Genomic DNA, 25,224 nt, shown 5'->3' with positions numbered 1-25,224 from the left:
CGCTACACTGGCTTGGCGTTGTAAAACGCTAGGGCGAAAGGGAGCCGACATGCCGTACTCGATTGGATTCGACCGGGAAAAATACATCCAGATGCAGTCGGAGCACATCAGTGCACGGCGCGCAGAAATCGGCGGCACACTCTACCTCGAAATGGGTGGAAAGCTGTTCGATGACCACCATGCCTCCCGCATCCTGCCCGGTTTCACCCCGGACAACAAGATTGCGATGTTGGAGCGCATCAAGGATGAGGTCGAAATCATGGTGTGTGTCAACGCTGTTGACATTGTGCGCCAGAAGGTCCGCGCTGACCTCGGCATCACCTACGAAGACGACGTGCTACGGCTCATCGACGCCTTCCGTGACCTCGGCTTCCTCGTCGACAACGTTGTTGTCACCCAGGTTGAGGACGGAACGCCCCAAGTGGAGCAGTTCATGGACCGTCTGCGTCGCCTTGGCCTGAAGGTGTCCCGCCACCGCGTCATCCCGGGCTACCCGAATGACACATCGCGGATTGTTTCGGAGGAGGGCTTCGGGCTCAACGAGTACGCGGAGCCTTCCCGCGACGTAATTGTCATGACGGCGCCCGGGCCGGGCTCCGGCAAACTGGCGACGTGCTTGAGCCAGATCTACCACGCCCACAAGCGAGGTGTTCCGGCGGGCTACGCCAAGTTTGAGACTTTCCCCATCTGGAACCTGCCTCTTAGCCACCCCGTCAATCTGGCTTATGAGGCGGCCACCGCTGACCTCGACGACATCAATGTCATCGACCAGTACCACCTGGAGGCCTACGGGGAGAAAGTCACCAGTTATAACCGTGACATTGAGGTTTTTCCGCTGCTTAAATCGCTGCTCAAGGAGGTTACGGGCGAGGAGCCGTACCAGTCACCGACTGACATGGGTGTGAACATGGCCGGCTACTGCATTTCCGACGACGCTGCCTGCCGCCACGCCTCCAAGCAGGAGATTGTGCGCCGTTACTTCAAAGCGCTTGTCGACGAACGCCGCGCCGACGCCGACTCCACCATCTCTGACCGCGTCGCCACCGTCATGCGCAAGGCTGAGTGCAAGGTCGACGACCGCGTTGTGGTCGCCCCGGCCCGCGAGGTTTCTGCGTTTACCGGCAAGCCTGGCGTGGCACTAGAGCTGCCTAATGGGCGCATCGTTACCGGCAAGACCTCGGATCTGCTTGGCCCTTCAGCCGCGGTACTTCTCAATGCCCTGAAGGAGTTGGCGGGGATTTCCGACGAGGTCCATTTGCTCTCCCCTGAGGCCATCGAACCGATCCAATCCTTAAAGACCACCTACTTAGGCTCGCTCAACCCCCGTCTGCACACTGACGAGGTGCTGATCGCCTTGTCTGCTTCGGCCGCTGACAATGCGGAGGCGGAGAAGGCGCTTGAGCAGTTGCCGAAACTGCGTGGGTGCGATGCCCACGCAACAACAATTTTGGGTTCCGTGGACGAAGGGATTTTCCGCAGTCTGGGGGTCATGGTGACCTCGGAGCCCGAGTATTGGAAGAAGGCGCTGTATCACAAGCGTTAAGGCGCAACGAGAGCCATAGTGATGAATCTCACTCAGGGGTTCGTGCGGCTCAGTTAAAGGTATAACCACTGGTGGGGCAGGGGTGCGCCCCGCTGCCGGGGCGCGGCCGACTTGCCTCAACTGCACCGCCATAGCGTTGCCCTTATAGTCGGCCATATGGCTATCACAAATGTCACAGTTCTCGGCGCTGGTGTTCTCGGCGCCCAAATCGCTCTCGTCACCGCCAACCGCGGGTTCAACGTCATCTCCTGGGACATCAATGAAGAAGCCCTTCAAGCCGCGACCAAACGCTTCGACACCTTCGGCACGCGCATGGTTGCAGACTTGGAGGACACCACTGAAGAGTCCATGGCCCAGGCCCGTGGCCGTCTGACCCAAACCACTGACCTAGGAGAGGCAGTACGGGAAGCTGACCTCATCATCGAAGCCGTCCCAGAACAGATCGAGATTAAAAAGGACGTATGGCAGCGCGTCGGCAAAGCAGCCCCAGCCGAAGCCATCTTCGCCACCAACACCTCTACCCTGCTGCCCAGCAACTTCGCTGATTCCACAGGCTCGCCCGAACGCTTCCTCGCCCTGCACTTCGCCAACCACATTTGGGTACAAAACACCGCCGAGATCATGCCGCACGCCGGCACAGATATGAAGTATGTAGACATCCTCAGCGAGTTTGCGGAGCAGATCGGCATGGTGCCCGTGAAGCTGAAGAAGGAACAACCCGGCTACATCCTCAACACCATCCTCGTGCCCTTCCTCACTGCCGGCCAGTACTTGCTCGCCAACGAGGTCGCAGACCCAGAGGACATTGACCTTGACTGGCGCAACTCGACCGGCTCGCCGCGAGGCCCCTTCGAAGTTATGGACATCGTTGGGTTGCGCACCGTTTTGGCGGTGGGCAAGCTCAAGCCCAACCCGGAGGAGTGGGAGAAGAAGTTCCAAGGACTACTCGAAGAAATGATTGCCGAAGGGCGCATTGGCGTCGAAGCCGGCCGCGGTTTCTTCACCTACAACGAGCACGGCCAACGAGTCTCCTAGGGCCACCGCTTTCCCGGGCGGCGCGCTTCTCACGCGCTGAGCCCGGCAGCTTGAGCCGCTTAAGCCCGCAGCCAATTCGAGCACCAACGTGATTTTTCCCGCTATGACTATCCTGGGGTCAGTTGACGAAGGAGCAGGGGCACAACCGCTAAGAAGTAAAAGCTATGCAACCCATCGAATTGACAGCCCAAGACCGCGTACTTGCAGTGGTGGCTCACCCGGACGACATGGAGTACGGCGCGTCCGCGGCCGTGGCCAAGTGGGTCGACGACGGAGTTGAAGTCCACTATCTGCTGCTGACCCACGGCGAGCACGGCATCGCCGGCGCAAAGCCCGAGGACACCGCGCATACCCGCGCGCAGGAGCAGCGTGAGGCGTGCCGCCAAGTGGGAGTAAGCGAGCTAAACATCCTTGATTTCCCCGACGGGAACCTGGTCTACGGCCTTGAAATGCGCAAGGCGATCGCCCGGGAGATCCGCAAAGTCAAGCCCACAGTTGTGCTGACCCAAAACTTTGACGTGGTGGCGCCGTGGGGCCTGAACCAGGCAGACCACCGCGCCACCGGCTTAGCGGCCGTCGACGCGGCGCGCGACGCCGGCAACGAGTTCGTCTTCCCCGACGCAGGCGAGCGCCACCAAGCCAAACTCCTGTTGATCGCGAACCCCAGCGAACCTGACCGAGGAGTCATCATCGAGCGCAAGCACGTCGACCAGGGCATCGCTTCCCTGGAATCGCACAAGCTCTACCTCGAGGCGCTACCTGACCACCCCAGTGGCGAAGACCTTGTCGGAGGCAACGCCCGCGCAGGCGGGGAGGCGATGGGCACCGACTACGCCATCATGTTCAAGGGATACGACCTGTAGCGCTTAAGATTGTTGGCATGACCAGCAAGATCCTCCTGTACTACAAATTCCAGCCTATCGCCGACCCGGAGGCTGTCCGCCTCTGGCAGCGCGACCTGTGCGAAGGACTTGGTTTGCACGGGAGGATCATCATTTCGGAGCACGGCATCAACGGCACCGTCGGCGGCGCCATCGACGCCTGCAAAGCCTACGCCCGCAAAACACGTGAGTACTTCCGTGGTATCGAATTTAAGTGGTCCGAAGGCGGCAAGGAAGACTTCCCCAAGCTGAGCGTTAAAGCGCGTGAGGAAATTGTTTCTTTCGGGGCGGCGGGCGAGATCAAAGTCGACGAGCGCGGCGTTATCGGCGGCGGCACCCACCTCACCCCTGAGCAGGTCAATGAGCTTGTCCACACCAAGCCCGAGACCGTTTTCTTCGATGGGCGCAACGCCCGCGAAGCCGAGATCGGCCGGTTCAAAAACGCCGTCGTTCCTGATGTGGAAACCACCCACGACTTCATCGCTGAGCTTGACAGCGGCAAGTATGACTGGATGAAAGACAAACCTGTCATCTCATACTGCACCGGCGGTATCCGCTGCGAAGTGCTGTCCAGCCTGATGAAGAATCGGGGCTTCAAGGAGGTCTACCAGATTGACGGCGGGATCGTGCGCTACGGGGAGAAATACGGCAACGATGGCCTTTGGGAGGGCTCCCTCTACGTTTTTGACAAACGCATGCATACCGAGTTTGGTGCGCCCGACGACCCGAACTACGTACAGCTCGGGCACTGCGTGCACTGCGGAGAGGGGACGAACCAGTTCTACAATTGCGCCAACGAACCCGAGTGCCGCACCCAATACTTGAGCTGCGAGAACTGCCGTCAGGTGCAGCATTTGTGTGGTGAATGTGCTGCTAGTGCCTAGTCACGGTGCGTCCCTTCGTTGAACTCCTGCAGGGTCAGTGCGGCATCGTTGCGTTCAGCCAACCCGTGGGCGTAACTGACGTAACGGCTCCCGTCGGGGAACAGGAAGTGCACATCACCGCCGTCTTTCAAGATCCGGATGTAGCGGTCGCTGACTAGGCTGTGGCACGCGGAGCACAACGGCAAGAGGTTGTCCAAGTCCGTCGGCCCGCCGTCTGCCCAGTCGGTGATGTGGTGCATTTCCATGAAGCGTGAATGTTTGCAACCGGGCATGGCGCATTTGCCGCGCCACATGAGCATCAAGGCGTTGATCTGAGCGTCGGTGGCTAAGCGGAATTTGCGTCCCGTGTTGAGCACCAGGCCAGTGTCATCGACCTGGTTGATGCGAAATTGGGCGTTGCTGAGGAGGTTTTTTACCGCATCCGAGGGGGCGCCAGGGTTGTGCGGCAGGTAGGCCCGCCCGTCTGTGGTCATCACGACGTTGACGTGCGCTCCAGGTGCGCGGAGCGGGTTCTTTGGTTTGGTCAACGCTATATTGACCAGCCCCATAAACGAGGTCAGGAGGGCTTCGTCGAGAGGCAGCCCGAAGGCAGAGACGCTTGTCGACGCCCCCTCCAACCCGTCAAGCTTGCCATCAAGTGCAGCTTCATCGATTGTGCCATCAGCCGCGCGGAGACGGTTCAGGTCACAGTCATGCCAGGCGACCTCACCAACTTTCATTGCAGCCATCACCTTCGCACCCTCGGAGGCGTTGAAGTTTCCCCACAGTTTGATTCGCCCGTCATCGCAGGTTTTCATGCGTATGTAGGACTTGCGTGCCGGCGCAGATTCCTTCTTTCGATACTTCATCAACGCTAACTCGAGCTCGTGGTATGTCATTTTCTCGGCCAAGGAGACCAACTCCTCCTCATTGTCCGAGTTCAACAAGGACAAAAGGAGCCGCACTTTCGAATAATTGATCCGACCGGCGGAAAAGGACTCGCCCAGAATGGAAAACGCCAGAAGCGAACGGGCAACGTGGACGTACTCGTGAGCCGAAGAACTAGGCACTGACAGACTGCGGATGAGCCAACTAGCGGTCGTCCGTGCCCCTACCTGCGGAGCGAGAGCGAGGGCGTCGAAAAGCGCGATGGCGTGGAGGATGGTGGCTTTCTGCCGCGTCAACGAGCCGAAACCCTTTTCAATCAAGCTGATGAGCTCGCTCGGTGTCGCGGAGCTGAGGTTAGTTTCAATGGTTGCTGTGGTCATGTTTCCCCCTGCGAAGAACTATTCGAATTAACGTTCTAAGTGGACAATAACAAGGGGTTCGGACATGGAGGGCAAAAGCGCTATTTAGCTGCGCAAATGATGATCTATAGCGTCCTTTATGGCAAAGGTTGCAGGGGGGAGAAAAACTCCGCATTGCGGACTTTTTTCGAGTCGGAAGGAAGGCGAAAAACTCCGCATTGCGGACTTTTCCTCAAAAAATGTCTACATGCTGTCGATCGCCAAGATTCCGATGGTCACGGTGAGCCACCACATGGTGAAAGGCACGATAGGCAGCCAAAAAACGCCCATCCATGGCATCCAGCGTTCGTAGTGTTTGAGTTTGCGCACCATGATGATGGCACACCCGAGCAGGCTGATGACGGGCGGGAAGCTGTTGATTAAGGCCCACCACCAGCGGGCGGTGCTGGTGCATAGCCAGGTGGCGGTGCCGGCGTCGCATAGTGGTCCGCCTTGTATGCGGAAATAGGCACCAGATATAAGCCCGATGAGTGCCGTCAAGGCGACGGTTGCAGCGGCGTAGAGGAGTGCTTCGCGGGTGGAGCGCTGGTTGCGCTGCGCTTGGGCAACTGGGTCAGGCATGTCGGCCAGCTCGTCGAAATTCCGGGGCTCGGGGCGCAACAGGTTGGGGCGGTCGGCAGCTGAGTCGGGGAGGTTTTCTGGATGGTCGCGCATAGTGTCCACCCTAGGCTTCAAGTCGCGGAAAAATCATGACGGGGGCTGGGGCGTGGCGCAGTAGTTCGCTGGCGCGGGAGCCGATGAAGACTTGATGGCCTTGGGCTTTTGGTCGGGAGCCGAGGCACATAAGGTCGCCGCGTTTCCATTTCAAGGAGTCGACCGCCTTGTCCCAGCCACCGCCGTAGGCGAGTGCGGTTTCGACTTCGAGGTTTTCGGCGGCTGTGGGGCTCAATTCGGCGGCGTAGCGCAAAGCTTCATCGCGGGCGCGGTCGAGTAATGCCAGGGAGGATTCGTACCAGTCGCGGGCGGCGCCGACGGTGTGGACGAAGGTGTCGAATTCTTCGGCGTCGGGAAGTTCAGGAAACATTGACACGAGCCGTAGAGGCACGCTTATCGACGTCGCCGTGCGCACCGCATCACGCAAACCTGAGGAATCCCGGTCCCGGTCGGCGTAGAGAAAGAGGTAGTTGACGCGGGTGACGCCCTTCTTTGACAGTTTCAGACCCTTCGGCGCGAGGCCGAGGGAGATGGGGGAGGAGTGCAGCAGTTCGGAGGAGTAGGGCGATGCCATGAACCGTGCCTTCTTCGGCTTTACGGAGGTGCCGAGGATGATCAGGTCGGCGTCGCGGTCCTGGGCTGCGTTCATGAGTGCGGCGGGCTCATCGAAGGCGTCGATAAGCGTAAACGGCGGCGCGCCGAACTGCGCAGGCGAGAGGTGCTCGTTGAGCACTGCGCTAGCTTTGTCCGCGTACCTGCTGGCTTCGGCTTTCAGCCACTTTTTGTACTTCTTCGAGGACAGCGATTTAGTCCAGGAACGCGGCACAGTGGAGATCACACTGACCTCGACGGGCATGGACCTGCCGAGCCAGGCGGCCAGGGCAACTCCGTCGGAGCTGTTTTTGTCCCAGCCGACCACGATCCGCAAGGGTTGTCCGTCGCGGGAGGCAGCGACCGCGTCGAGGCGGTGATCATCAGAAGACATGCGCAATCAAAGGTTTGGGAAAAGTTAACCCAGATATTATTGCGCCTTAACCTAAGTTTTGGCTAAATGCCTTCACCTTTTTCGCTGTGGCCGTAAGTATCAGCAAGAGAAATGATGATCTCGGTGAGGTCGACGGCCGTGCGAAGCTGCTCCTCGCTAAGCGTACTGATCATGTCCGCGAGGTACTTCGTGCGCTCCTCGCCCACACGGGTGAGTTCCTCGTCGCCCTTCTCCGTCAGCTCGACGCTGACGCCGCGACGGTCCGTTTCATCCCGGGTGCGTCGGACCAGCCCGCGCTTTTCTAGCTGGTTAATGGTATTGGACGCCGTCGGCATGCGCACGCCTTCTGTCTCAGCGATCTGGCTAATACGCGACGGGCCCCCCTCTTTCAGTCGAGCCAAGATGGACAGTTGCGGACCCGTTAAGGCCGATTGCTCAGCGGTGCGGAAGTACGTCACGTAGAGACTCGTCATCGCGGGGCGGATCTTCTTCGCGATTTCGAGCGGATCGGGCGTTGTGCCCTCCTTGAATTCCTCGGTCATTTCCTACCTTCTTACCATTGCAAAACTAGTTTTCCATGCTACCACCGCATAAGCTGGCGCCAATGTTCGCTTACAGCCAAGAGATTTCCCACGAATGGCAGCGACGTGTCACGCTCAGGGATTATCGCCGGGGCAACATCTCGCGAGAGGAAATTTGCGACGCCGATTTCCTCCTCTGCGCCGCTGCCGAGCACCACGGGGCTGAATCGGCACGGCCCTGCCCGATCTGCGGGAAAACGATGCGTGTAGTGACGTGGGTCTACAGCGAGAAGCTGGGGCGGCGCTCCGGGACTGCGCGCCACGACGAGGAGATCGACGCGCTGGTCACGGAAGTGGGACCCATCACTGTCCATTTCGTTGAGGTGTGCAGCCATTGCAGGTGGAACCACCTATTAAAGGAAGTCACAGCCTCACCAGTAGTGTGATTTGGCGTTTAAGGAAGTAGGGTGTCACCTAGTAATCCAGCGTGCTTGCCTCGAGAATCGAGGCAAGCACGGGGACGGGAAGCTTTCCGCCTAGCGGCAAGCGCCCTGTACCGCGCAGATAACTATCCAAGGGAAAACTCGTGACAAACAAGGACGACCGACCCCAGAAGGGCACACAAAGCGGCGAAAGCAGCACTGTGGAGAAACAGGGCCGCAAGCCCCGCAGCCGCGCGGCTCAATGGATCCTCGCATTCTTGCTTGGCATCTTCCTGGTGGCACTGGTTCCCTTAGCTTGGTTCGGCATCCAGTACGCACGTGCTGACATTCCCGAGCCGGGCGAGATTGAGACCGCCCAGATTTCCAAACTGTATTTCAACGACGGCCAAGCGGAGCTTGCCCGCGTGGTTCCCCCGGAGGGAAACCGTGTGCAGATCCCACTAGAACAAGTCCCTCTGGAGGTCCAGGACGCGGTCCTCGCCGCTGAAGACCGCGAATTCTGGTCCAACTCCGGCTTTTCCTTCACCGGTTTCGGACGCGCCGCGATCGGCCAGTTGACCGGCAACTCCTCCGCTGGAGGCGGTTCCACGATCACCCAGCAGTACGTTAAAAACGCCTTAGTGGGAAACGAACATTCCTACGAGCGCAAGGCCAAGGAGTTGGTTTACTCCATTAAGATGACCAACTCTTGGAGCAAAGAGGAGATCCTCAAGGCCTACCTAAACACGGTGTACTTCGGCCGTAACGCTTATGGCATTGAGGCAGCGGCACACGCCTTTTTTAATAAGCCGGCCAGCCAACTGACCCCAGAGGAAGGCGGTGTCCTCGCGGCCTCGATTCAACTGCCCAGCCAGCTTGACCCGTGGAACAACCCGCAAGGGGCGCGTGAGCGCTGGAATTACGTCATGGACGGTCTTGTCGAAATGGGCAAGATTTCGCCGCAGGAACGCGTGAACCTTGTCTACCCCGAAACCCGGGACCCGAAGGGCTACTCCGCATACACCGAGGCCACCGGCCCCAACGGGTTGATTAAGAACCAGGTAATGGAGGAGCTCAAGCGCATCGGAATTACCGAAGATGACCTGACCAATCGCGGTCTGCAGATCACCACCACGGTCGACGCGAGGGCACAGGGTGAAGTTGAGCGCATCTCTAAGCAGCGCCTGCAAGCATTGCAGGAAGACGCCCGCTCAGCTGTAGTCGCGGTTGAGCCGAGCACCGGTGCGGTGCGGGCCTACTACGGCGGTGATGAAGCTAGCGGTTGGGACTACGCCAATGCTGGTTTGCAGACCGGTTCGACCTTTAAGATCTTCGCCCTCGCGGCCGCGTTGCAGCAGGGCATCCCCTTGACCGCAGTTTTCGATTCTTCGCCGGTGCGACTGCCGGGAGGTATCACTGTGACCAACTGGGACGGGGGCGGCGGCGGCATGATGTCAATGTCTGAGGCGACCCGGGTGTCTTCCAACACTGCATACATGCGCATCCAACATGAGCTAAATAACACCACTCAGGACACCGCCGACATGGCGCACGCTCTGGGGGTGGCCCGCTCCATTCCGGGTATCCCGGTAACGCTGCGTGAAAATGGCGGCCAGCCTTACGAAGGTATCGTGCTGGGCCAGTACCAGTCCCGCGTCCTCGACATGGCCGCAGCTACCGGTACCTTGATCAACCGAGGTGTGTATAAGCCGACCCACTTCGTGGAAAGGGTCGTGGATGGAGCTGGCAACGTGCTGTACGAAAACGACCCGGAATACAAGGAGCGCCGCGTCGCAGAGCAGGTGGCCGACAATGTGATCCAGGCGATGCAGGGTGTTGTGCCTTATTCCAACGCCGTGCTGGCCGGTGGGCGTCCCTCAGCGGCCAAGACCGGTACCGCGCAGCTTGGCAATACCGGCAATAACAAGGACGCCTGGATGGTCGGCGGGACTCCGCAGCTATCCGTGGCCGTGTGGGTGGGCACCGCCGACAACACCACCGCCATCTTTAACGAGTGGGGCGGCAACATGTTCGGCGCGAACACGCCCACCAGCATTTGGAAGGACGTGCTTAACTCCGTGCTCGACGGGCAGGAGTTCCAAGCCTTCCCGCAAGCTGCCCCGGTGAATTGGGGCGTCAACGCCTACAAGGGCGGCATTGGCCTGGGTGGCAGCTACAGCGCGCCGTCGTATAGCACCGCGCCTTCCACCAGGCCCACCGAGAGCCCCGAGGAGGGGCAAGCTCCAGGAAATGAGCTGGTGCCAGGACTGCCAGCGCCGGCTGAGCCGCCCGTGCCAGTTCCACCGCAACCTCCGGCCCTGCCGCAGCAGCCGCCGCCGCAGATTCAGGACGCCATCGACGCGATCGGCGATCTCTTTGGGCAGTAAGCGCATGACGACGACAAATCGTGTCTCCCCTGCTTTGACGGAGCCTTCGGCCCGGGGCTGGATTGAGTTTCTTGGCGGGCCGATGGGCCGCTTCGCCCAGATTGGGCGTGCCCGGTTTTGGACACCCTTGCGCACCATCTTCGCTGTGGCTTGGACTTTCTTGTTCTTCGGCGCCCTGTCGAAGGCGAACTGTGCCAGGGGAGTGCTTGACGACGCCGGTGTGCTCCAGCTCAACTGGTCAGGCGGGCGGCAGTACACCTCGTTTTGCTACAACGACATTGTCCCGCTCTACGGCGGGCGCGGCTTGGACCAGCCCGGATTCGTCTACGACTTTTCTTGGGTAGAAGACGGCGTGACTCGCTACATGGAGTACCCGGTTTTGGCTGGGCTGTTTCAGTCGCTGTTAGGTTTCATCGCCCGCAACACTTACTTTCTCGCGGAGCGTGTGCTTCCGGAAGTCGGTTGGTACTTCTACCTCACCGCCCTTGTGATGTCGGTGATCTGGGTGGTCACCGCCCGAATGGTCGCGGAGCTGGCCGGTAACCGTATCTGGGATACGTTGCTGGTCGTGGGCAGCCCGCTTTTGATCATGCATGCCTTTACCAACTGGGACATTCCTTCGATATTCTTCCTCGTTGCGGCGCTGCTCGCGGCCCGCAACGAAAAGTTCTGGCTGGCGGGAGCCATGATCGGTTTAGGTGCTGCCTTCAAGATGTGGCCGATCTTTGCGCTCGGTGCTTATCTCACTGTGGCGCTGCGCAAGCGGAAGATGGTGCCTTTTGCGAAGATGGCTGCTGCTGCGGCCTTGTCGTGGATTGTGGTCAACGCACCCATTTACCTGCACAATCCCGCCGCCTGGGGCGAGTTTAACCGCCTCAACACGGAGCGTTCCTGGGAGTGGACAACCATCTATGCGGTGTTTTCGCGCGCTACCGGCTGGGGCGGTTTCGACGGTGAGGGCACTCCCGTTATCTTGAATGCTCTTACGCTCTTTTTGTTCCTCTCCGGGTGCGTGTTTGTGTTGGTGCTTGGTTTGAAGGCGCCGAACATGCCGCGGGTGGCGCAGTTGTTGTTTCTCATCGTTGCGTTCTTCCTGCTGTTTAACAAGGTGTGGAGCCCCCAGTATTCGATTTGGTTGATTACTCCGGCGGTGCTTGCGTTGCCGCATTGGCGGCTGCTGATGGCATGGATGACAGTGGACATGTTGGTGTGGCCGGTGCTGATGTGGCACATGCTCGGTGAGGACAACAAGGGTGTGCCGGGCGAGTTCCTCAACCTTGTTATTCTCGGCCGCGATGCGCTCATCGTTTTCATGATGGTGCTGGTTGTGCGTCAGATGCTGGGCAAGGGCCGAGATAAAGTGGCCGAAGCTCACGGTGGACGCGACCCGCTTATCGACGCCCCCTTGAAGCTGTAAATGGATACCGCAACGATCGTCGGGATCGTCTCCGTCGTCATCGGCTTCGCCTTGTTCGGTTTGGCCTTTTGGGTCACCGCGAAGCTCCGAAAGATTTCGCTGGCGGTGGGCTTGGGTATAGCGGCCTTTTTGTTCATCACCGTGATACCGGTGTCTTTGGCTGTCTTTGTTGCGGTGCCGAACCCGCAGTAGGGCGTCGACAAGCATTTTGCCTCCTAAGACACCTGGGGTACGCTGGAGGGGTTGCTTGACGCAACGACCCTCCTGCCATCGCATGGTGCGGTGGCCGAAACTACAATTTTTCAGACCATAGGAGGTGATGAGGTCCGTGCGTCACTACGAAGTAATGATCATCCTCGATCCGCAGCAGGATGAGCGCACTGTCGCCCCGTCCCTGGATAAGTTCCTTGAGACAGTCCGCAAGGACAACGGCACAGTGGAAAAGGTTGATGTCTGGGGCAAGCGCCGTTTGGCCTACCCGATCAACAAGAAGGAAGAAGGCGTTTACGCTGTGGTCAACCTCGAGTGTGAGGCTGACACCGTGGCTGAGCTCGACCGCGTTTTGAGCCTGAACGACAACATCTTGCGCACCAAGGTTCTGCGCACCGACAAGTAAGAGCGGATAGGCTCGTTTCCAGTTAATCGAGCAGCTTGCGAGGAAGGTAGAAGAACATGGCACAAGGCGACACCCCGATCACCGTGATCGGCAACCTGGTTGCTGATCCCGAACTGCGTTTCACCCCCAGCGGTGCCGCAGTGGCGAATTTCCGCGTCGCCTCCACTCCCCGAGTTTTCAATCGTGACTCGGGACAGTGGGAGGACGGCGAAGCTTTGTTCTTGACCTGCAACGCGTGGCGCCAAGCAGCCGAAAACGTGGCGGAGTCCCTGAGCAAGGGCATGCGCGTGATTGTCAATGGTCGCTTGAAGCAGCGTTCCTTCCAAACCCGTGAGGGCGATAACCGTACCGTCTTCGAAATCGACGTCGACGAAGTCGGCCCGTCTTTGAAGTATGCGACCGCTTCCGTGACCCGCACGCCGCGTGAGGGCGGCCAGGGCGGCTACGGCGGCGGACAGCAAAACCGCAACTCTGGTGCCGGCAACTTCGGTGGCCAGCAGCAGAACTCGCAAGGAAGCAACCAACAAGCTGACCCGTGGAACTCCGCCCCGCCAGCGGGTGGATTCGGCGGGATGGATGACGAGCCCCCGTTCTAAAACCCCAAGTATTTTCAAGCACAAGGAAGGTTAGGATTTATGAAGCTGATCCTCACCGCTGCCGTTGATAACCTTGGCGAACCCGGCGATGTTGTCGAGGTCAAGGGCGGCTACGGACGTAACTTCCTGCTCCCGCGCGGCCTGGCTATCCCGGCCACCCGCGGCGCAGAGAAGCAGATCGAAGACATTAAGCGTGCCCAGGCTGAGCGCCAGGTCCGCGACCTGGATCACGCTAAGGAGCTGCGCGACCAACTCGACCAGCTCAATGGTGTTCAGGTTAAGGTTCGCACCTCCAACTCGGGCAAGCTGTTCGGTTCCGTCAAACCGGCCGACATTGCTGAGGCGGTTCGTGCCGCAGGCGGCCCGAACCTGGATAAGCGCCGCATTGTTGTGCCCAAGGGTCACATCACCAAGACTGGCGGTTTCCAGGTTAAGGTCAACCTCCACGACGACGTGGAGGGCAAGGTGAACTTCGAGGTTGTGGGCGTTTAAGCACTCCACAACGATCTAGATTCTAGGTCCAACGACAACAGCTTTGGCGCGGGTCCCACTGTGAGGGGTGGGGCCCGCGCTTCGTTTTTGCCTGTGGATAACTAGCGTTCGCGGGGCTTGCTGTCAAACCCCCTGGTGGGCAACTTATTCACCTTTATGCACTTCAGTTGGAATGTGAATATAAACCGATTGAACTGGGGGTACGCTAAGTAATGCAATGGGTTGTCCACAAATTGTCCACAGCCCACCTGCGGGGTTGTCGCCGCATTTCACAGCCCCTGTGGATAACTGCTGTAGTGCGGGAAGATCGCAGGGTACGATGAGCCGAGGGAGGCAGATATGGCAACAAATTTGGGCGCAACAAGCTTCGACGACGGTGACTACACACCCCCGGAAGAGCCGCCTGCAAGCGGGTACAGCACATTCGACAACAAGCGGGCGGACCTCAAGGAGTACCGCAAACCACCGCACGACGAAAGGGCAGAACGCGGCGTGCTCGGAGCTATGCTGCTTAGCCCAGACACCGTCGTCGACGTGGTAGAAAACCTCCAGCCGGATGACTTCTATTACCCCTCGCACCAAACGATCTACCGCGCGATACTCGACCTGTTCGCGCAAGGCAGCGACATCGACGTGCTCATCGTCGCCGGGCGTTTGGACCGTTTGAACGAACTAGAGCGGGCAGGCGGCGCGCCGTATCTGCATACTTTGATCTCCGAGGTGCCCACCGCGGCCAATGCGCGTTACTACGCGCAGATCGTTGAGGAGAAGTCGCTGCTGCGCCAGCTTGTCAACGCAGGCACCCGCGTGGTGCAGTACGGATACGAAGGTGATGAAGGCTCCGAGGTCGAGCAGATCGTCGATCGGGCTCAGCAAGAAGTCTTTAAAGTTGCCAAACGCCAGGCTGGTGAGGACTACAAGCCACTCAAAGACCTCCTTAAACCCACCGTCGACGAGCTTGCCTCCATTGAGCAGGGAGGCGGGCTCGAACAGGGCGTGCCCACGGGTTTTATCGATCTAGACAGGCTCACCAATGGCCTGCACGGCGGGCAGATGGTCATTATCGCCGCCCGACCCGGAGTGGGCAAATCCACACTCGCGCTGGATTTTATCCGTTCGTGTTCAATTACTCACGGCAAAACCTCCGTCATCTTCTCCTTAGAGATGAGCGCCTCCGAAATCATCATGCGCATGCTCTCGGCGGAAACCGAGATTAAGCTGTCCGCGATGCGCTCCGGGCACATGGACGAAGGAGACTGGGAAAAACTCACCTATCGGCTGACGGAAATCCAGGAAGCGCCGCTGTTTATCGACGACTCCCCGAACCTGACCATGATGGAGATTCGTTCCAAGGCGCGGCGCCTCAAGCAGACACACGGGCTGGACTTAATCGTGCTCGACTACCTGCAGTTGATGAGCTCCGGGCGCAGAGTTGAATCGCGCCAGCAAGAAGTGTCGGAGTTTTCCCGTCACCTGAAACTGCTGGCAAAAGAACTTGATGTGCCGGTCATTGCGATCTCGCAGCTCAACCGTGGCCCCGAGTCCCGCACCGACAAGAAGCCGCAGTTAGCGGACCTGCGCGAGTCCGGCTCCCTGGAGCAAGACGCCGACATGGTGTTTTTGCTTTACCGGCCCGACTCGCAGGATCGTGATGACGTGCGTGCGGGCGAGGCTGACATCATCGTGGCCAAGCACCGCGGTGGCCCGATAGATACGATTTCGGTGGCGCACCAACTCCACTACTCGCGCTTCGTCAACATGGCGCACGACAAGTAAGGGTAGCCTTGGCAACGATGAAAACTCTCTCAGCTGCCTTTATCATGGCAGGCACATGAGAGGAGGAGCCGTGACGGTACGATCCATTAAAGCGTCCGAGCCGTGCGCTAGCACTTTCGCCCGGCTTGACGGCGCCATCACAGTAGCCAGGACCGACAACGCGACGGTCCTATACAACCTGCCCCGCGATATCGGGGACATCGACAGCAGCGCTGGCCGCCCCGGCGGAATCGCCGAGCGACTACGTTCACTTTTCCGCTAGTAGCTTCAGGGCAATGCGACGCCGCGCTGCTCAGGAAGTGTAAACGCGGCGACGCACGCGATAGCAAACGACGCCGCAAATATCCCGAACACCATGCTCGTTCCCCCAAAACTCAGCGCCAGTGGGACGGCGATCGGAGCAAGGATTGAGCCGATGCGCCCGAACGCTGCGCCAGCGCCCGTGCCGGTGGCGCGGATGTCAGTGGGGTAGAGCTCTGGGCCAATGGCGTAAAGAGCGCCCCACGCGCCCAAGTTGAAGAAGGACAAGCAACAGCCAGCGGCGATAATTTGCCATTGCGAGCCAGCCAGCCCGAAAAGCAAAGCGGAGATCGCCGAACCAGCCAAAAACACCGACAAGGTAATGCGGCGGCCCCAAACCTCAATGAGCCAGGCAGCAGCGGCGTAACCAGGCAACTGCGCCAAGGTGATGATCAGCGTGAAGGCAAACGAGCGCACCAAGGTGTATCCCTCCTGGACCAGCAGCGAAGGAATCCAAATGAAAGCCCCGTAGTAGGCCAGGGAGACACAAAACCACACCACCCAGAAAGCCAACGTGCGGGGAGCTAGCTCTGCACCCCAAATTCCGCCGGTGACGGCGGGTTGTTTGGGCGCGGGGGTGTCGTCGTAAAGCGAAGGATCAGCGGCGGCCTCGAAGGAGCGCACGACAGCTTCAGCTTCCTCCTCACGGCCCTTCGCCTCGAGGAAGCGAACCGACTCCGGCAAACCGAGACGGACGTAAATGGCGTAGAGAGCCGGCACTGCACCCAAGGCGAGCCCCCAGCGCCAACCGTTTTCTCCTTGCGAGACAACAAAGGTGCCGATCAGGGCCGCCAGAATCCAACCAATCGCCCAAAAAGCCTCAAGAAGCACAACCATCCGGCCGCGCACCCGCCGCGGCGAGAACTCACTGACCAGGGTCGAAGCCACGGGTAGTTCAGCGCCGAGACCCAAACCGATCAGAAAACGCAAAACCATCAGGACGGCGACCGAACTGGCCAAAGCACTGGCCCCCGTGGCCAGGCCATACACCAGCAGTGTTGCGGCGAAAACCTGACGACGCCCAATCTTGTCCGCGAGCAAGCCGCCGAGCGAAGCGCCGATCGCCATGCCGACGAAACCCACCGACGCGATCAAAGACGAGGTCGCCGGGGTTAAATGCCAGTGGACGGCGAGCGCGGCGATGACAAAAGAAACCAGACCAATGTCCATCGCATCAAGTGCCCACCCAATGCCCGAACCGACAAGCAGTTTGCGGTGCTTTGGAGTAACGGGGAGCCGGTCGAGCCGTTCAGAGCGAGTCAGGTCATTCATGACGGAGAAGTTTACGCAAAACGCGGGCGAAACCCGCGCAGGCGCAGAGAATTCGACACCACAAAAACCGAGGAAAACGCCATGGCGATGCCGGCAAGCATCGGGTTGAGAAGACCTATCGCGGCAACCGGAACGAGGACGACATTGTAGGCGAAGGCCCAAAACAGGTTGCCCTTGATGGTGGCGAGTGTTTGACGTGACAGGCGTATTGCATCAACCGCCGAACCCAACGTACTGCGCATCAAAGTAATGTCGGAAGCCTCAATGGCCACGTCGGTGCCCGCGCCCATCGCCATCCCGAGGTCTGCTTGGGCAAGGGCGGCGGCGTCGTTGACACCATCGCCGACCATGGCGACGATTCTGCCCTCGCCCTGCAAGCGCTTGATTGCCTCCACCTTATCTTCCGGAAGCACCCCTGCCGTGACGTTGTCCTCCGAAATACCCACCGCGAAAGCGACCGCTTGAGCAGCCCTGGCGTTATCACCCGTCACAAGGTGCGGGTTTAGCCCCAGCTCCTTGAAAGCGGCGATAGCCTCCACCGAGTCTGCCTTGATGGTGTCACGCACCGAGATCACCCCAGCGAGCTGCCCGTCAACCTCGACAGCCACGGCGGTGCCACCCTTGTCTTCGGCAGCGCGGAAAGCGCCGGCGAGAGAACCGAGCTTTGCGTTCGGGCGCCCCACGTAAACGCGGTGGCCCTCAACATTGGCTGTCACACCCCAGCCGGCGCGGCTGCTGAACTCGCTGGCTGTGGGGTGAGATGCAACGGCGCCGGAGATGGCCTGCGCAATCGGATGCACCGAACCTGTCTCCGCGGCCGCCGCGAAAGCAAGAACCTCCTCCTCGTTGAAACCCGCGGCTGCGCGGACATGGTCGACGCTCATCTCGCCGCTGGTGATAGTGCCAGTCTTGTCAAGCACCACTGTGTCGGTACGGCGGGTGTTTTCGAGGATCTCCGGGCCTTTAATCAGCAGTCCGAGTTGAGCGCCGCGGCCAGTACCCACCAGGATCGCGGTGGGCGTGGCCAATCCAAGTGCGCAGGGGCAGGCGATGATGAGCACTGACACCGCGGCGGTAAACGACGGCGCCACACCGAAGCCCAAAGCAAGGTGGACACCAAGCGACATCAGGGAGATTGCAATGACCAACGGCACGAAGATCCGCGAAATGCGGTCGACGAGCCGCTCGACCGGAGCTTTGCCGGCCTGAGCGTTGCGCATCAGTTGGCCCATTTGAGCCAAGGTCGTCTCGGAGCCGACGCGAGTGGCTTCCACTAGGATGCGGCCCGTCAGGTTTAAGGTCGCGCCCGTGACCAAAGAGCCTTGTGTCACCTCGACGGGGACGGACTCGCCGGTCATCATGGATTCGTCGACTGCCGTAGAACCGCTGACCACCCGGCCGTCGGTGGCGATCTTCTCGCCAGGGCGGGAGACGAAAACATCACCGACGGCGACGCGCTCAATAGGTACGCGCACTTCTCGGCCATCGCGGATCACGGCGGCGTCTTTGGCTCCCATGTTGAAAAGCTCGCGCAAGGCTTGGGAGCTGTGCCCCTTGGCGCGTACCTCAAACCACCGGCCCACCAGGAGAAAGGTGATGACCACGCACACGGTTTCCAGGTAGATCTCGTCCATGCCGGCGCGCGATGGCAAAAGGTGCATCTCCATGCGCATGCCGGGTGCGCCGGCAGCGCCGAAGAACAAAGCCCAGATAGACCACAGGTACGCCGCGGTCGTGCCCAGGCTGATCAGGGTGTCCATAGTCACCCCGCCGTGGCGTAGGTTGGTCAAGGTGGCGCGGTGGAAAACGGAACCTGCGGAGAAGAAAACCAGCGTTGTGGCGGCCAATGCTGCCCACTGCCAGTTCGGGAATTGCCAGGCCGGGATCATAGACACCAACACCACCGGCGCGGACACACACGCCGCCCAGGTGGTCGTGTATTTCAGATGTTCGGCTTCGCGGTCGCGCGCCTCGTCAAGGCGGGAGGTCGTTGGCGGGGCGGCCGGTTCGTTCGCGGTGGCGTCGGCAAGCTTAAAGGCGTCGTATCCCGCGCCACGGATTGTCTCGATGAGTGATTCCGGGGTGGTTTGCGCCGGGTCGTAGTTGACGGTGGCTGTTTCGGTGGAGAAATTCACCGTGGCATCCACACCGTCGAGCTTGTTGAGCTTTCTTTGGACGCGTGAGGAGCACGACGTGCAGGTCATGCCGGTCACGCCGAGCTCAAGGTGCTCCAAGGATGGTGTAGTCATACACCCAACTATACCCCTTGGGGGTATAGGAATCTAGGCTAAGGAGTAGCCGGCTTCCGCGATGGCCTTCGCGACGTCTGCGGTGGTAAATCCTTCGCCGGTGACCTCGACCAAACCGGTGATGTGGTCGGCGGTGACACTTTCAACCCCGGTGATTTCGGAAATCTCCTCTTTCACACTCATCTCACAGTGGCCGCAGGTCATCCCCTCGACCGTGAATTGACGTGTTGCCATGATGATCCTTTCCTAGGGGGCCAGGTCGTCGTCGAGCGTGAAACCAGCCGCTTTGACGGCTGCAAGGATGTGTGCATCGGAAAAATCCACGCCGGTGACGGCCATGACGCCCTTCTCGGCCTCTACTTCGACACCTTGGGTGCCTTCGACAAGATTAACCTCGTCGATCAGGGAGTCAACGGCGGCCTCGTGCGTTGGGCCGCTGATGTGGTAGTTCTTTCGCATTTACATTCACCTGTGCGCTGTTGTCCAAGGCTTTAAGCCGGGTCTTTGCGCCGCTTGGAATGAACAGACGCTCGCTATTGTTGTTACCCACAGACAAGCTAACAGACATATTAAGGAGAATCCCCAATGAATACCATCGACGTGACCGATGACACCTTTCAGGAAACTGTTGAGGCCGACGGCATTGTTTTCGTTGACGCGTGGGCCGATTGGTGCGGTCCGTGCAAGGCTTTCGCTCCAACCTATGAGAAGGCCTCCGCGGACCACCCCGATGTTACCTTTGCCAAGCTTGACACCGAGGCCAACCAGATGACCGCTCAGATGCTTGAGATCCAGGCAATCCCGACCTTGATGGCTTTCCGTGATGGCATCTTGCTCTACCGCAACGCGGGCGCTCTGCCCCCGGCCGCTTTAGATGATTTAGTCAAGCAGGTAAAGGCGCTGGACATGGAGGAGGTACGTCGCCAGGTCGAGGAGCAGAACAAGGGCCAATAAGCTTTTCGACGCCTCCCTGTAGCGCTCACCAGTTGGTGGGCGCTTTTTGCGTACACTCACGCGTTAAGACACCCACATGAATTCCGAAGGAAGGTCTTAACCCATGCCGAACCCGTTCAATAAGGGCTGGAAGTATCTCATGCAGTCCCTCGACGCGAAAATCGAAGAAAATGCCGACCCGAAGGTTCAGGTCCAGCAGGCAATTGCAGAGGCCAAACGACGCCACAACGAAATTACTCATCACGCTGCCCACATCATCGGCAACCGCAACCAGCTCCAGATGAAGCTTGAGCGTCTGCTGAAGTCGCAGGAAGACCTGCAGGGCAAAGCCCGCGCCGCCCTGCAAGCCGCCGACAAGGCAACGGTAGAAGGTGACACCCACAAGGCTGGGGAGTTCAATCAGACTGCCGAGATGTTTGCCTCCCAACTTGTCTCCGTCGAGCAGGAGATCGAGCAGACCAAAGGCGCCTTCCATGCCGCTGAGCAGGCCGCCGCCGAAGCTCAGCAGAAGCAAAAGCAGTCGGAAGCGCGCCTGCAGGAGCAACTCGGCCAGGTCGCTGAGCTGGAAAGCCAGATCGAACAAGCACAGATGCAGGAGCAGACGGCCGCCACCATGGATTCAATTAACCAGTTCGGCGGCAATGACAACGTGCCTACTCTTGATGCGGTGCGTCAAAAGATTGAGCGCCGTCACGCCACCGCGCTCGGCGCGCAGGAACTGGCGCAAAGCTCGCTGACTCCGCGCATCTCAGAGATTGAAAGCGGCAGCAACGACTTCGCCGCCTCCGCCCGCCTCGCCGAAATTCGCGCCTCGATGGATAACGCAGGCGAGCTTGAGGCGGGGAAGTCCGCTGCCGAAAACGCACACGACACCGTGAGTGTTGACGCTGACGACGAGGCCCCGAACAACCTCGAGGAAGACAACCTCGAGGAAGACAACTAAGCCCTGTCCTTAGGTGTTCGATTTGCGGATGTTGATGAGCACTCCGCGAATACCCGAGTGGAAGCCGTCGCGCAGGTTGACGCGCTGGGTTTCGCTCAGGGTGTATTCGTGGAGAGTTTCGCAGGCGAATTGCAGAAGTGGCCGGTCGATCTCCGGTGGCAGCCCGCCACCGGAGAGCATGTGAGCTTTGTCGCGCTGCTCTGAGGAGGCGGCGTTTTCATACCACCAGGTGGCGTATTGCTGGCCGACGTCGTAAGGCGTTTGGAATCCTGCCGAGGTCCACACCTCCTCCGGCAGGGGCACGTAGCGGGAACGAAGCTTGCGCCGTGGCGCCATCATTGACGGTTTCGGCGCGGGCTTCGGGCCCGCATTGTTTTGCCGGTTGACCTCGGCCTCCGCCTCGGTTGGCTCGACGTCTTCACAATCATCGTCTTTCGGCGGTTGTTGCGCGGCTGCGGCGAGTGTCGCCGGTGAGGGAGTGGCCGGATCGGGTTCCTCAGTGAGCTTTTGCTCAGTGAGCTTTTGCTCCGCCGTGGGCCTTTCCTCTTCGGCGGTGTCGGCCTGGAGGGGGTTGCCCAGCGGAATGGGGGCTGGTCCCGTGTCGGCCTCGAGCGGTTCGGCGTCGTTAAGCGGCCGCTCACGGATCGACGGTGGCAACGGGCCTTCTAAAACCTGTAGCTGCATGGCGTCGGCGAAGTCCTCGCGCGGGTCGAGCACCGTGGTGGTATCGCACGCGTGGCGCAGCGCCGAGGACATTGAATCCCAGCCGAAGCCGTAGAGGTGGACGCGGACGCCGTGGTTGCTGGCCTCCTCGACGCCGGGGATCATGTCTGCGTCTCCGGTGACGATGACGAAGTCGCTGAACTGGCCGCGCGTGGCGTTGAGGACCACGTCGGCGACGAGGCGGGTGTCCACTCCTTTTTGGGTGCGGCGCTCGCCCAATTCGATGAGTTGTCCGGTGCGTAGCTGCACACCGTCGCAGCGACGTAGTGTGCGTTGGTAACGGTGTGGACCCGATTCGGGGATGCCGTCGTACCAGTATTGGCGGTGGACGGGTTGGTTGAGTTGCTGGCCGATCATGGTGTGGAGGGTCGCCACAACTTCCGGAAGGTCAATTTCTAACTGTGAACGTGCTCCGATCTCCCACGAGTTGTAAAAGCTCGCAAGCAGGTATGAGGTATCGACGAATACAACTGTGCGCTCAAGCATGGCTCCTAAATTCCGTATCTATTGTTTCTAAAAATTGTTCGTTGGACGTTTCCCAGTGTGCACTACGTTTCCTCGTTGAGTCACGGTGTGCTGGGGAATCGTTACAACAACTGTACGTAAAAGGTCAACAAGAAACCTTGCTGGTTTCTTCCACCTCTTATACGGTTGGTTACACAAGTAACTAACCAGAAATTTTCAAAACAATGAACTCGGAAGTTGAGCCGCTCTTCAGTCAGGTGGCGACGTATGTCGAAGACCTCATCCTCGAAGGCCACCTCGCACAAGGTGCCCGCGTGCCCTCCACCAACGAGTTGGCAAGTTTCCACGGAATAAACCCCGCCACCGCCCGAAAGGGCCTCGCCATACTTGTCGGGGCCGGGATCATTGAAACTCGCCGGGGTATCGGCAACTTCGTGGCAAGCGGCGCGCGCGAGGAGGTTCAGCGTCGCCGCCGGCAGCATTTTCCTGCGGCCTTCATCGCACCGCTTATCGACGAAGCCCTCAGACTCGGCTACGACAAAGGCCGCCTCCAAAACCTCATAGACCGCGTCGCAGCAAGCCGCGGCATGTATAAATAGCATCTAGAATACCCGCTTTGAGCTGGGGATTTGGTGTTGTTGGTGGGGGTGTGTAGCTTTATGTCGTGTCAGCAAGACCGACAGCGCCCCGCTAGCTGTTTAGGGTTGGTGTGTTAGGCGGTTAGGAAAACGATTGTTGGCGTGACATGAAGCAATCGAGTTTTGATGCACTTGTGCCGGGTTTTGACTTGGTGGGTGTGGTTGTGTAGTGTTGTTCAAGCCGCTTTTCATGCTTGGCCTGTGTGTGGGTTGGGTGTGGGGGTGTGCGTGTGTTGTTTGAGAACTCGATAGTGTGCCAATTCAAGCATTTTTTGTTTGTGTTCATGGTTGTGTTTGTTTGGTTGTGTGCCGTGTGTGCCTGGCTGCTCTTTGTGGGTGGTGGGGTGCGTGCCGGTGGGTGGTGTCTGAACCAATGATTGGATGCTGCTTCACGTGACGTTTTTGCGTGGTGCATGGTGGATGAATGTTTCGCTGTGAACTATTTTTTGCCAATCTCCTGTTGTGCCCCGTCGGGTGTGGGGGTTGGTTGCAGTAATTTTTGGATTGCCAGTTCATCGCATGTTGTGTGTGGTGGTTGGTTTGTTTTTTGTTGGGTTTTGGGCTTTTCACGGCCTGTTTCGCTTTTGTGTTGAAACTTTTTTGTGGAGAGTTTGATCCTGGCTCAGGATGAACGCTGGCGGCGTGCTTAACACATGCAAGTCGAACGGAAAGGCCAGTGCTTGCGCTGGTACTCGAGTGGCGAACGGGTGAGTAACACGTGGGTGATCTGCCCTGTACTTCGGGATAAGCCTGGGAAACTGGGTCTAATACTGGATAGGACCGGCATGTAGGTGTGTTGGTGGAAAGCTTTTGCGGTATGGGATGAGCTCGCGGCCTATCAGCTTGTTGGTGGGGTAATGGCCTACCAAGGCGTCGACGGGTAGCCGGCCTGAGAGGGTGTACGGCCACATTGGGACTGAGATACGGCCCAGACTCCTACGGGAGGCAGCAGTGGGGAATATTGCACAATGGGCGCAAGCCTGATGCAGCGACGCCGCGTGGGGGATGAAGGCCTTCGGGTTGTAAACTCCTTTCGTCAGGGACGAAGCTTTTGTAAGTGACGGTACCTGGATAAGAAGCACCGGCTAACTACGTGCCAGCAGCCGCGGTAATACGTAGGGTGCGAGCGTTGTCCGGAATTACTGGGCGTAAAGAGCTCGTAGGTGGTTTGTCGCGTCGTTTGTGTAAGTCCATGGCTTAACTGTGGGACTGCAGGCGATACGGGCATAACTTGAGTGCTGTAGGGGAGACTGGAATTCCTGGTGTAGCGGTGAAATGCGCAGATATCAGGAGGAACACCGATGGCGAAGGCAGGTCTCTGGGCAGTAACTGACGCTGAGGAGCGAAAGCATGGGTAGCGAACAGGATTAGATACCCTGGTAGTCCATGCCGTAAACGGTGGGCGCTAGGTGTGAGTCCCTTCCACGGGGTTCGTGCCGTAGCTAACGCATTAAGCGCCCCGCCTGGGGAGTACGGCCGCAAGGCTAAAACTCAAAGGAATTGACGGGGGCCCGCACAAGCGGCGGAGCATGTGGATTAATTCGATGCAACGCGAAGAACCTTACCTGGGCTTGACATACACCGGTTCGGGCCAGAGATGGTCTTTCCCTTTGTGGCTGGTGTACAGGTGGTGCATGGTTGTCGTCAGCTCGTGTCGTGAGATGTTGGGTTAAGTCCCGCAACGAGCGCAACCCTTGTCTTATGTTGCCAGCATGTTGTGGTGGGGACTCATGAGAGACTGCCGGGGTTAACTCGGAGGAAGGTGGGGACGACGTCAAATCATCATGCCCCTTATGTCCAGGGCTTCACACATGCTACAATGGTCGGTACAGCGCGTGCGCGAGTTCGTGAGGATGAGCTAATCGCTGAAAGCCGGTCGTAGTTCGGATTGGGGTCTGCAACTCGACCCCATGAAGTCGGAGTCGCTAGTAATCGCAGATCAGCAACGCTGCGGTGAATACGTTCCCGGGCCTTGTACACACCGCCCGTCACGTCATGAAAGTTGGTAACACCCGAAGCCAGTGGCCTAAACTTGTTAGGGAGCTGTCGAAGGTGGGATCGGCGATTGGGACGAAGTCGTAACAAGGTAGCCGTACCGGAAGGTGCGGCTGGATCACCTCCTTTCTAAGGAGTTTTTTTGTGCCTCGCAGTTGTGGGGTGTTGGTGGTTGAGTGTCCGTGTGTGG

The 25,224-nt window shown here is 59.2% G+C and carries 25 protein-coding genes and 1 rRNA gene; 17 read left to right on the top strand and 9 right to left on the bottom strand.

Going from position 1 to position 25,224, the window contains the following annotated elements; all coding sequences use genetic code 11:
* Positions 1-49: 49 nt before the first annotated feature.
* The 4 genes from VLL26_RS08465 to VLL26_RS08450 all read left to right on the top strand — a co-directional run bounded on the left by VLL26_RS08465 (position 50) and on the right by VLL26_RS08450 (position 4,343).
* A complete protein-coding gene (locus VLL26_RS08465) occupies positions 50-1,543 on the top strand; it encodes a DUF1846 domain-containing protein (RefSeq protein WP_342318659.1) in 1,494 nt (497 codons plus the stop codon).
* A 156-nt stretch (positions 1,544-1,699) separates the two neighbouring features.
* A complete protein-coding gene (locus VLL26_RS08460) occupies positions 1,700-2,578 on the top strand; it encodes a 3-hydroxyacyl-CoA dehydrogenase (protein ID WP_342318658.1) in 879 nt (292 codons plus the stop codon).
* A gap of 164 nt (positions 2,579-2,742) precedes the next feature.
* On the top strand, positions 2,743-3,441 hold the full coding sequence (locus VLL26_RS08455) for a PIG-L deacetylase family protein (RefSeq protein ID WP_342318657.1): 699 nt from the start codon (positions 2,743-2,745) through the stop codon (positions 3,439-3,441).
* Between the two features lie 17 nt (positions 3,442-3,458).
* Positions 3,459-4,343 (top strand): rhodanese-related sulfurtransferase, encoded by an 885-nt coding sequence (locus VLL26_RS08450; protein ID WP_425292262.1) that lies wholly within the window; start codon positions 3,459-3,461, stop codon positions 4,341-4,343.
* Here the strand turns inward: VLL26_RS08450 and VLL26_RS08445 are convergent.
* The 4 genes from VLL26_RS08445 to VLL26_RS08430 form a co-directional block, all read right to left on the bottom strand.
* Positions 4,340-5,590 carry an HNH endonuclease signature motif containing protein gene (locus VLL26_RS08445; protein ID WP_342318656.1) on the bottom strand — a complete coding sequence of 417 codons (1,251 nt, stop codon included), beginning with the start codon at positions 5,588-5,590 and terminating at the stop codon, positions 4,340-4,342. The genes VLL26_RS08450 and VLL26_RS08445 overlap by 4 nt on opposite strands.
* Before the next feature lie 222 nt (positions 5,591-5,812).
* Positions 5,813-6,283, bottom strand: a complete 471-nt coding sequence (locus tag VLL26_RS08440; protein WP_342318655.1) for a hypothetical protein — start codon at positions 6,281-6,283, stop codon at positions 5,813-5,815.
* A gap of 10 nt (positions 6,284-6,293) precedes the next feature.
* Positions 6,294-7,268, bottom strand: a complete 975-nt coding sequence (locus VLL26_RS08435) for a universal stress protein (protein ID WP_342318654.1) — start codon at positions 7,266-7,268, stop codon at positions 6,294-6,296.
* Between the two features lie 62 nt (positions 7,269-7,330).
* Positions 7,331-7,810 carry a MarR family winged helix-turn-helix transcriptional regulator gene (locus VLL26_RS08430; RefSeq protein WP_342318653.1) on the bottom strand — a complete coding sequence of 160 codons (480 nt, stop codon included), beginning with the start codon at positions 7,808-7,810 and terminating at the stop codon, positions 7,331-7,333.
* A 35-nt stretch (positions 7,811-7,845) separates the two neighbouring features.
* On the opposite strand from VLL26_RS08430, the gene VLL26_RS08425 reads away from it, so the two are divergent.
* From VLL26_RS08425 to VLL26_RS08385, 9 genes are all read left to right on the top strand, one after another.
* Positions 7,846-8,235 carry a DUF5318 family protein gene (locus tag VLL26_RS08425; protein WP_342318652.1) on the top strand — a complete coding sequence of 130 codons (390 nt, stop codon included), beginning with the start codon at positions 7,846-7,848 and terminating at the stop codon, positions 8,233-8,235.
* Between the two features lie 140 nt (positions 8,236-8,375).
* Positions 8,376-10,598, top strand: a complete 2,223-nt coding sequence (locus VLL26_RS08420) for a transglycosylase domain-containing protein (protein WP_425292261.1) — start codon at positions 8,376-8,378, stop codon at positions 10,596-10,598.
* 4 nt (positions 10,599-10,602) lie between these two features.
* On the top strand, positions 10,603-12,015 hold the full coding sequence (locus VLL26_RS08415) for a glycosyltransferase family 87 protein (RefSeq protein ID WP_342318651.1): 1,413 nt from the start codon (positions 10,603-10,605) through the stop codon (positions 12,013-12,015).
* Positions 12,016-12,207: a hypothetical protein gene (locus tag VLL26_RS08410; protein ID WP_342318650.1), complete on the top strand. Its 192-nt coding sequence runs from the start codon at positions 12,016-12,018 to the stop codon at positions 12,205-12,207.
* Between the two features lie 127 nt (positions 12,208-12,334).
* The gene (gene rpsF, locus VLL26_RS08405; RefSeq protein WP_342318649.1) at positions 12,335-12,631 is read left to right on the top strand and encodes a 30S ribosomal protein S6; all 297 of its coding nucleotides are present in this window, start codon (positions 12,335-12,337) and stop codon (positions 12,629-12,631) included.
* A gap of 56 nt (positions 12,632-12,687) precedes the next feature.
* Entirely contained in the window at positions 12,688-13,227 is a 540-nt protein-coding gene (locus VLL26_RS08400) for a single-stranded DNA-binding protein (protein WP_342318648.1), read from the top strand.
* Between the two features lie 39 nt (positions 13,228-13,266).
* Positions 13,267-13,719 (top strand): 50S ribosomal protein L9, encoded by a 453-nt coding sequence (rplI, locus tag VLL26_RS08395; RefSeq protein ID WP_342318647.1) that lies wholly within the window; start codon positions 13,267-13,269, stop codon positions 13,717-13,719.
* A gap of 339 nt (positions 13,720-14,058) precedes the next feature.
* Positions 14,059-15,495, top strand: a complete 1,437-nt coding sequence (gene dnaB / locus VLL26_RS08390) for a replicative DNA helicase (protein WP_342318646.1) — start codon at positions 14,059-14,061, stop codon at positions 15,493-15,495.
* A gap of 70 nt (positions 15,496-15,565) precedes the next feature.
* Positions 15,566-15,757: a hypothetical protein gene (locus tag VLL26_RS08385; protein ID WP_342318645.1), complete on the top strand. Its 192-nt coding sequence runs from the start codon at positions 15,566-15,568 to the stop codon at positions 15,755-15,757.
* Between the two features lie 5 nt (positions 15,758-15,762).
* Here VLL26_RS08385 and VLL26_RS08380 read toward each other — a convergent pair whose 3' ends face one another.
* Genes VLL26_RS08380 through VLL26_RS08365 form a run of 4 tightly spaced genes read right to left on the bottom strand, consistent with a single transcriptional unit; the run spans position 15,763 to position 19,775 of the window.
* On the bottom strand, positions 15,763-17,067 hold the full coding sequence (locus tag VLL26_RS08380; protein ID WP_342318644.1) for an MFS transporter: 1,305 nt from the start codon (positions 17,065-17,067) through the stop codon (positions 15,763-15,765).
* 11 nt (positions 17,068-17,078) lie between these two features.
* Positions 17,079-19,316: a heavy metal translocating P-type ATPase gene (locus tag VLL26_RS08375; RefSeq protein ID WP_342318643.1), complete on the bottom strand. Its 2,238-nt coding sequence runs from the start codon at positions 19,314-19,316 to the stop codon at positions 17,079-17,081.
* Between the two features lie 33 nt (positions 19,317-19,349).
* Positions 19,350-19,550 (bottom strand): heavy-metal-associated domain-containing protein, encoded by a 201-nt coding sequence (locus tag VLL26_RS08370; protein ID WP_342318642.1) that lies wholly within the window; start codon positions 19,548-19,550, stop codon positions 19,350-19,352.
* Between the two features lie 12 nt (positions 19,551-19,562).
* Positions 19,563-19,775 (bottom strand): transporter, encoded by a 213-nt coding sequence (locus VLL26_RS08365; RefSeq protein WP_342318641.1) that lies wholly within the window; start codon positions 19,773-19,775, stop codon positions 19,563-19,565.
* A gap of 126 nt (positions 19,776-19,901) precedes the next feature.
* Between VLL26_RS08365 and VLL26_RS08360 the strand changes: the two genes are divergently transcribed.
* Positions 19,902-20,270, top strand: a complete 369-nt coding sequence (locus VLL26_RS08360; RefSeq protein ID WP_342318640.1) for a thioredoxin family protein — start codon at positions 19,902-19,904, stop codon at positions 20,268-20,270.
* Positions 20,271-20,373: 103 nt separating this feature from the next.
* Entirely contained in the window at positions 20,374-21,213 is an 840-nt protein-coding gene (locus VLL26_RS08355) for a PspA/IM30 family protein (RefSeq protein WP_342318639.1), read from the top strand.
* A 9-nt stretch (positions 21,214-21,222) separates the two neighbouring features.
* On the opposite strand, the gene VLL26_RS08350 is transcribed toward VLL26_RS08355, so the two are convergent.
* Positions 21,223-22,422: an NYN domain-containing protein gene (locus VLL26_RS08350; RefSeq protein WP_342318637.1), complete on the bottom strand. Its 1,200-nt coding sequence runs from the start codon at positions 22,420-22,422 to the stop codon at positions 21,223-21,225.
* A gap of 203 nt (positions 22,423-22,625) precedes the next feature.
* Here VLL26_RS08350 and VLL26_RS08345 point away from each other — a divergent pair, with 203 nt between their 5' ends.
* On the top strand, positions 22,626-23,000 hold the full coding sequence (locus VLL26_RS08345; protein ID WP_342318636.1) for a GntR family transcriptional regulator: 375 nt from the start codon (positions 22,626-22,628) through the stop codon (positions 22,998-23,000).
* A gap of 638 nt (positions 23,001-23,638) precedes the next feature.
* Positions 23,639-25,163, top strand: a 16S ribosomal RNA gene (locus tag VLL26_RS08340).
* Positions 25,164-25,224 lie beyond the last annotated feature (61 nt).

The organism is Corynebacterium sp. BD556, assembly GCF_038452275.1.
Taxonomy (GTDB): Bacteria; Actinomycetota; Actinomycetes; order Mycobacteriales; family Mycobacteriaceae; genus Corynebacterium; species Corynebacterium mayonis.
This window is presented reverse-complemented; position numbering and strand designations above follow the sequence as displayed.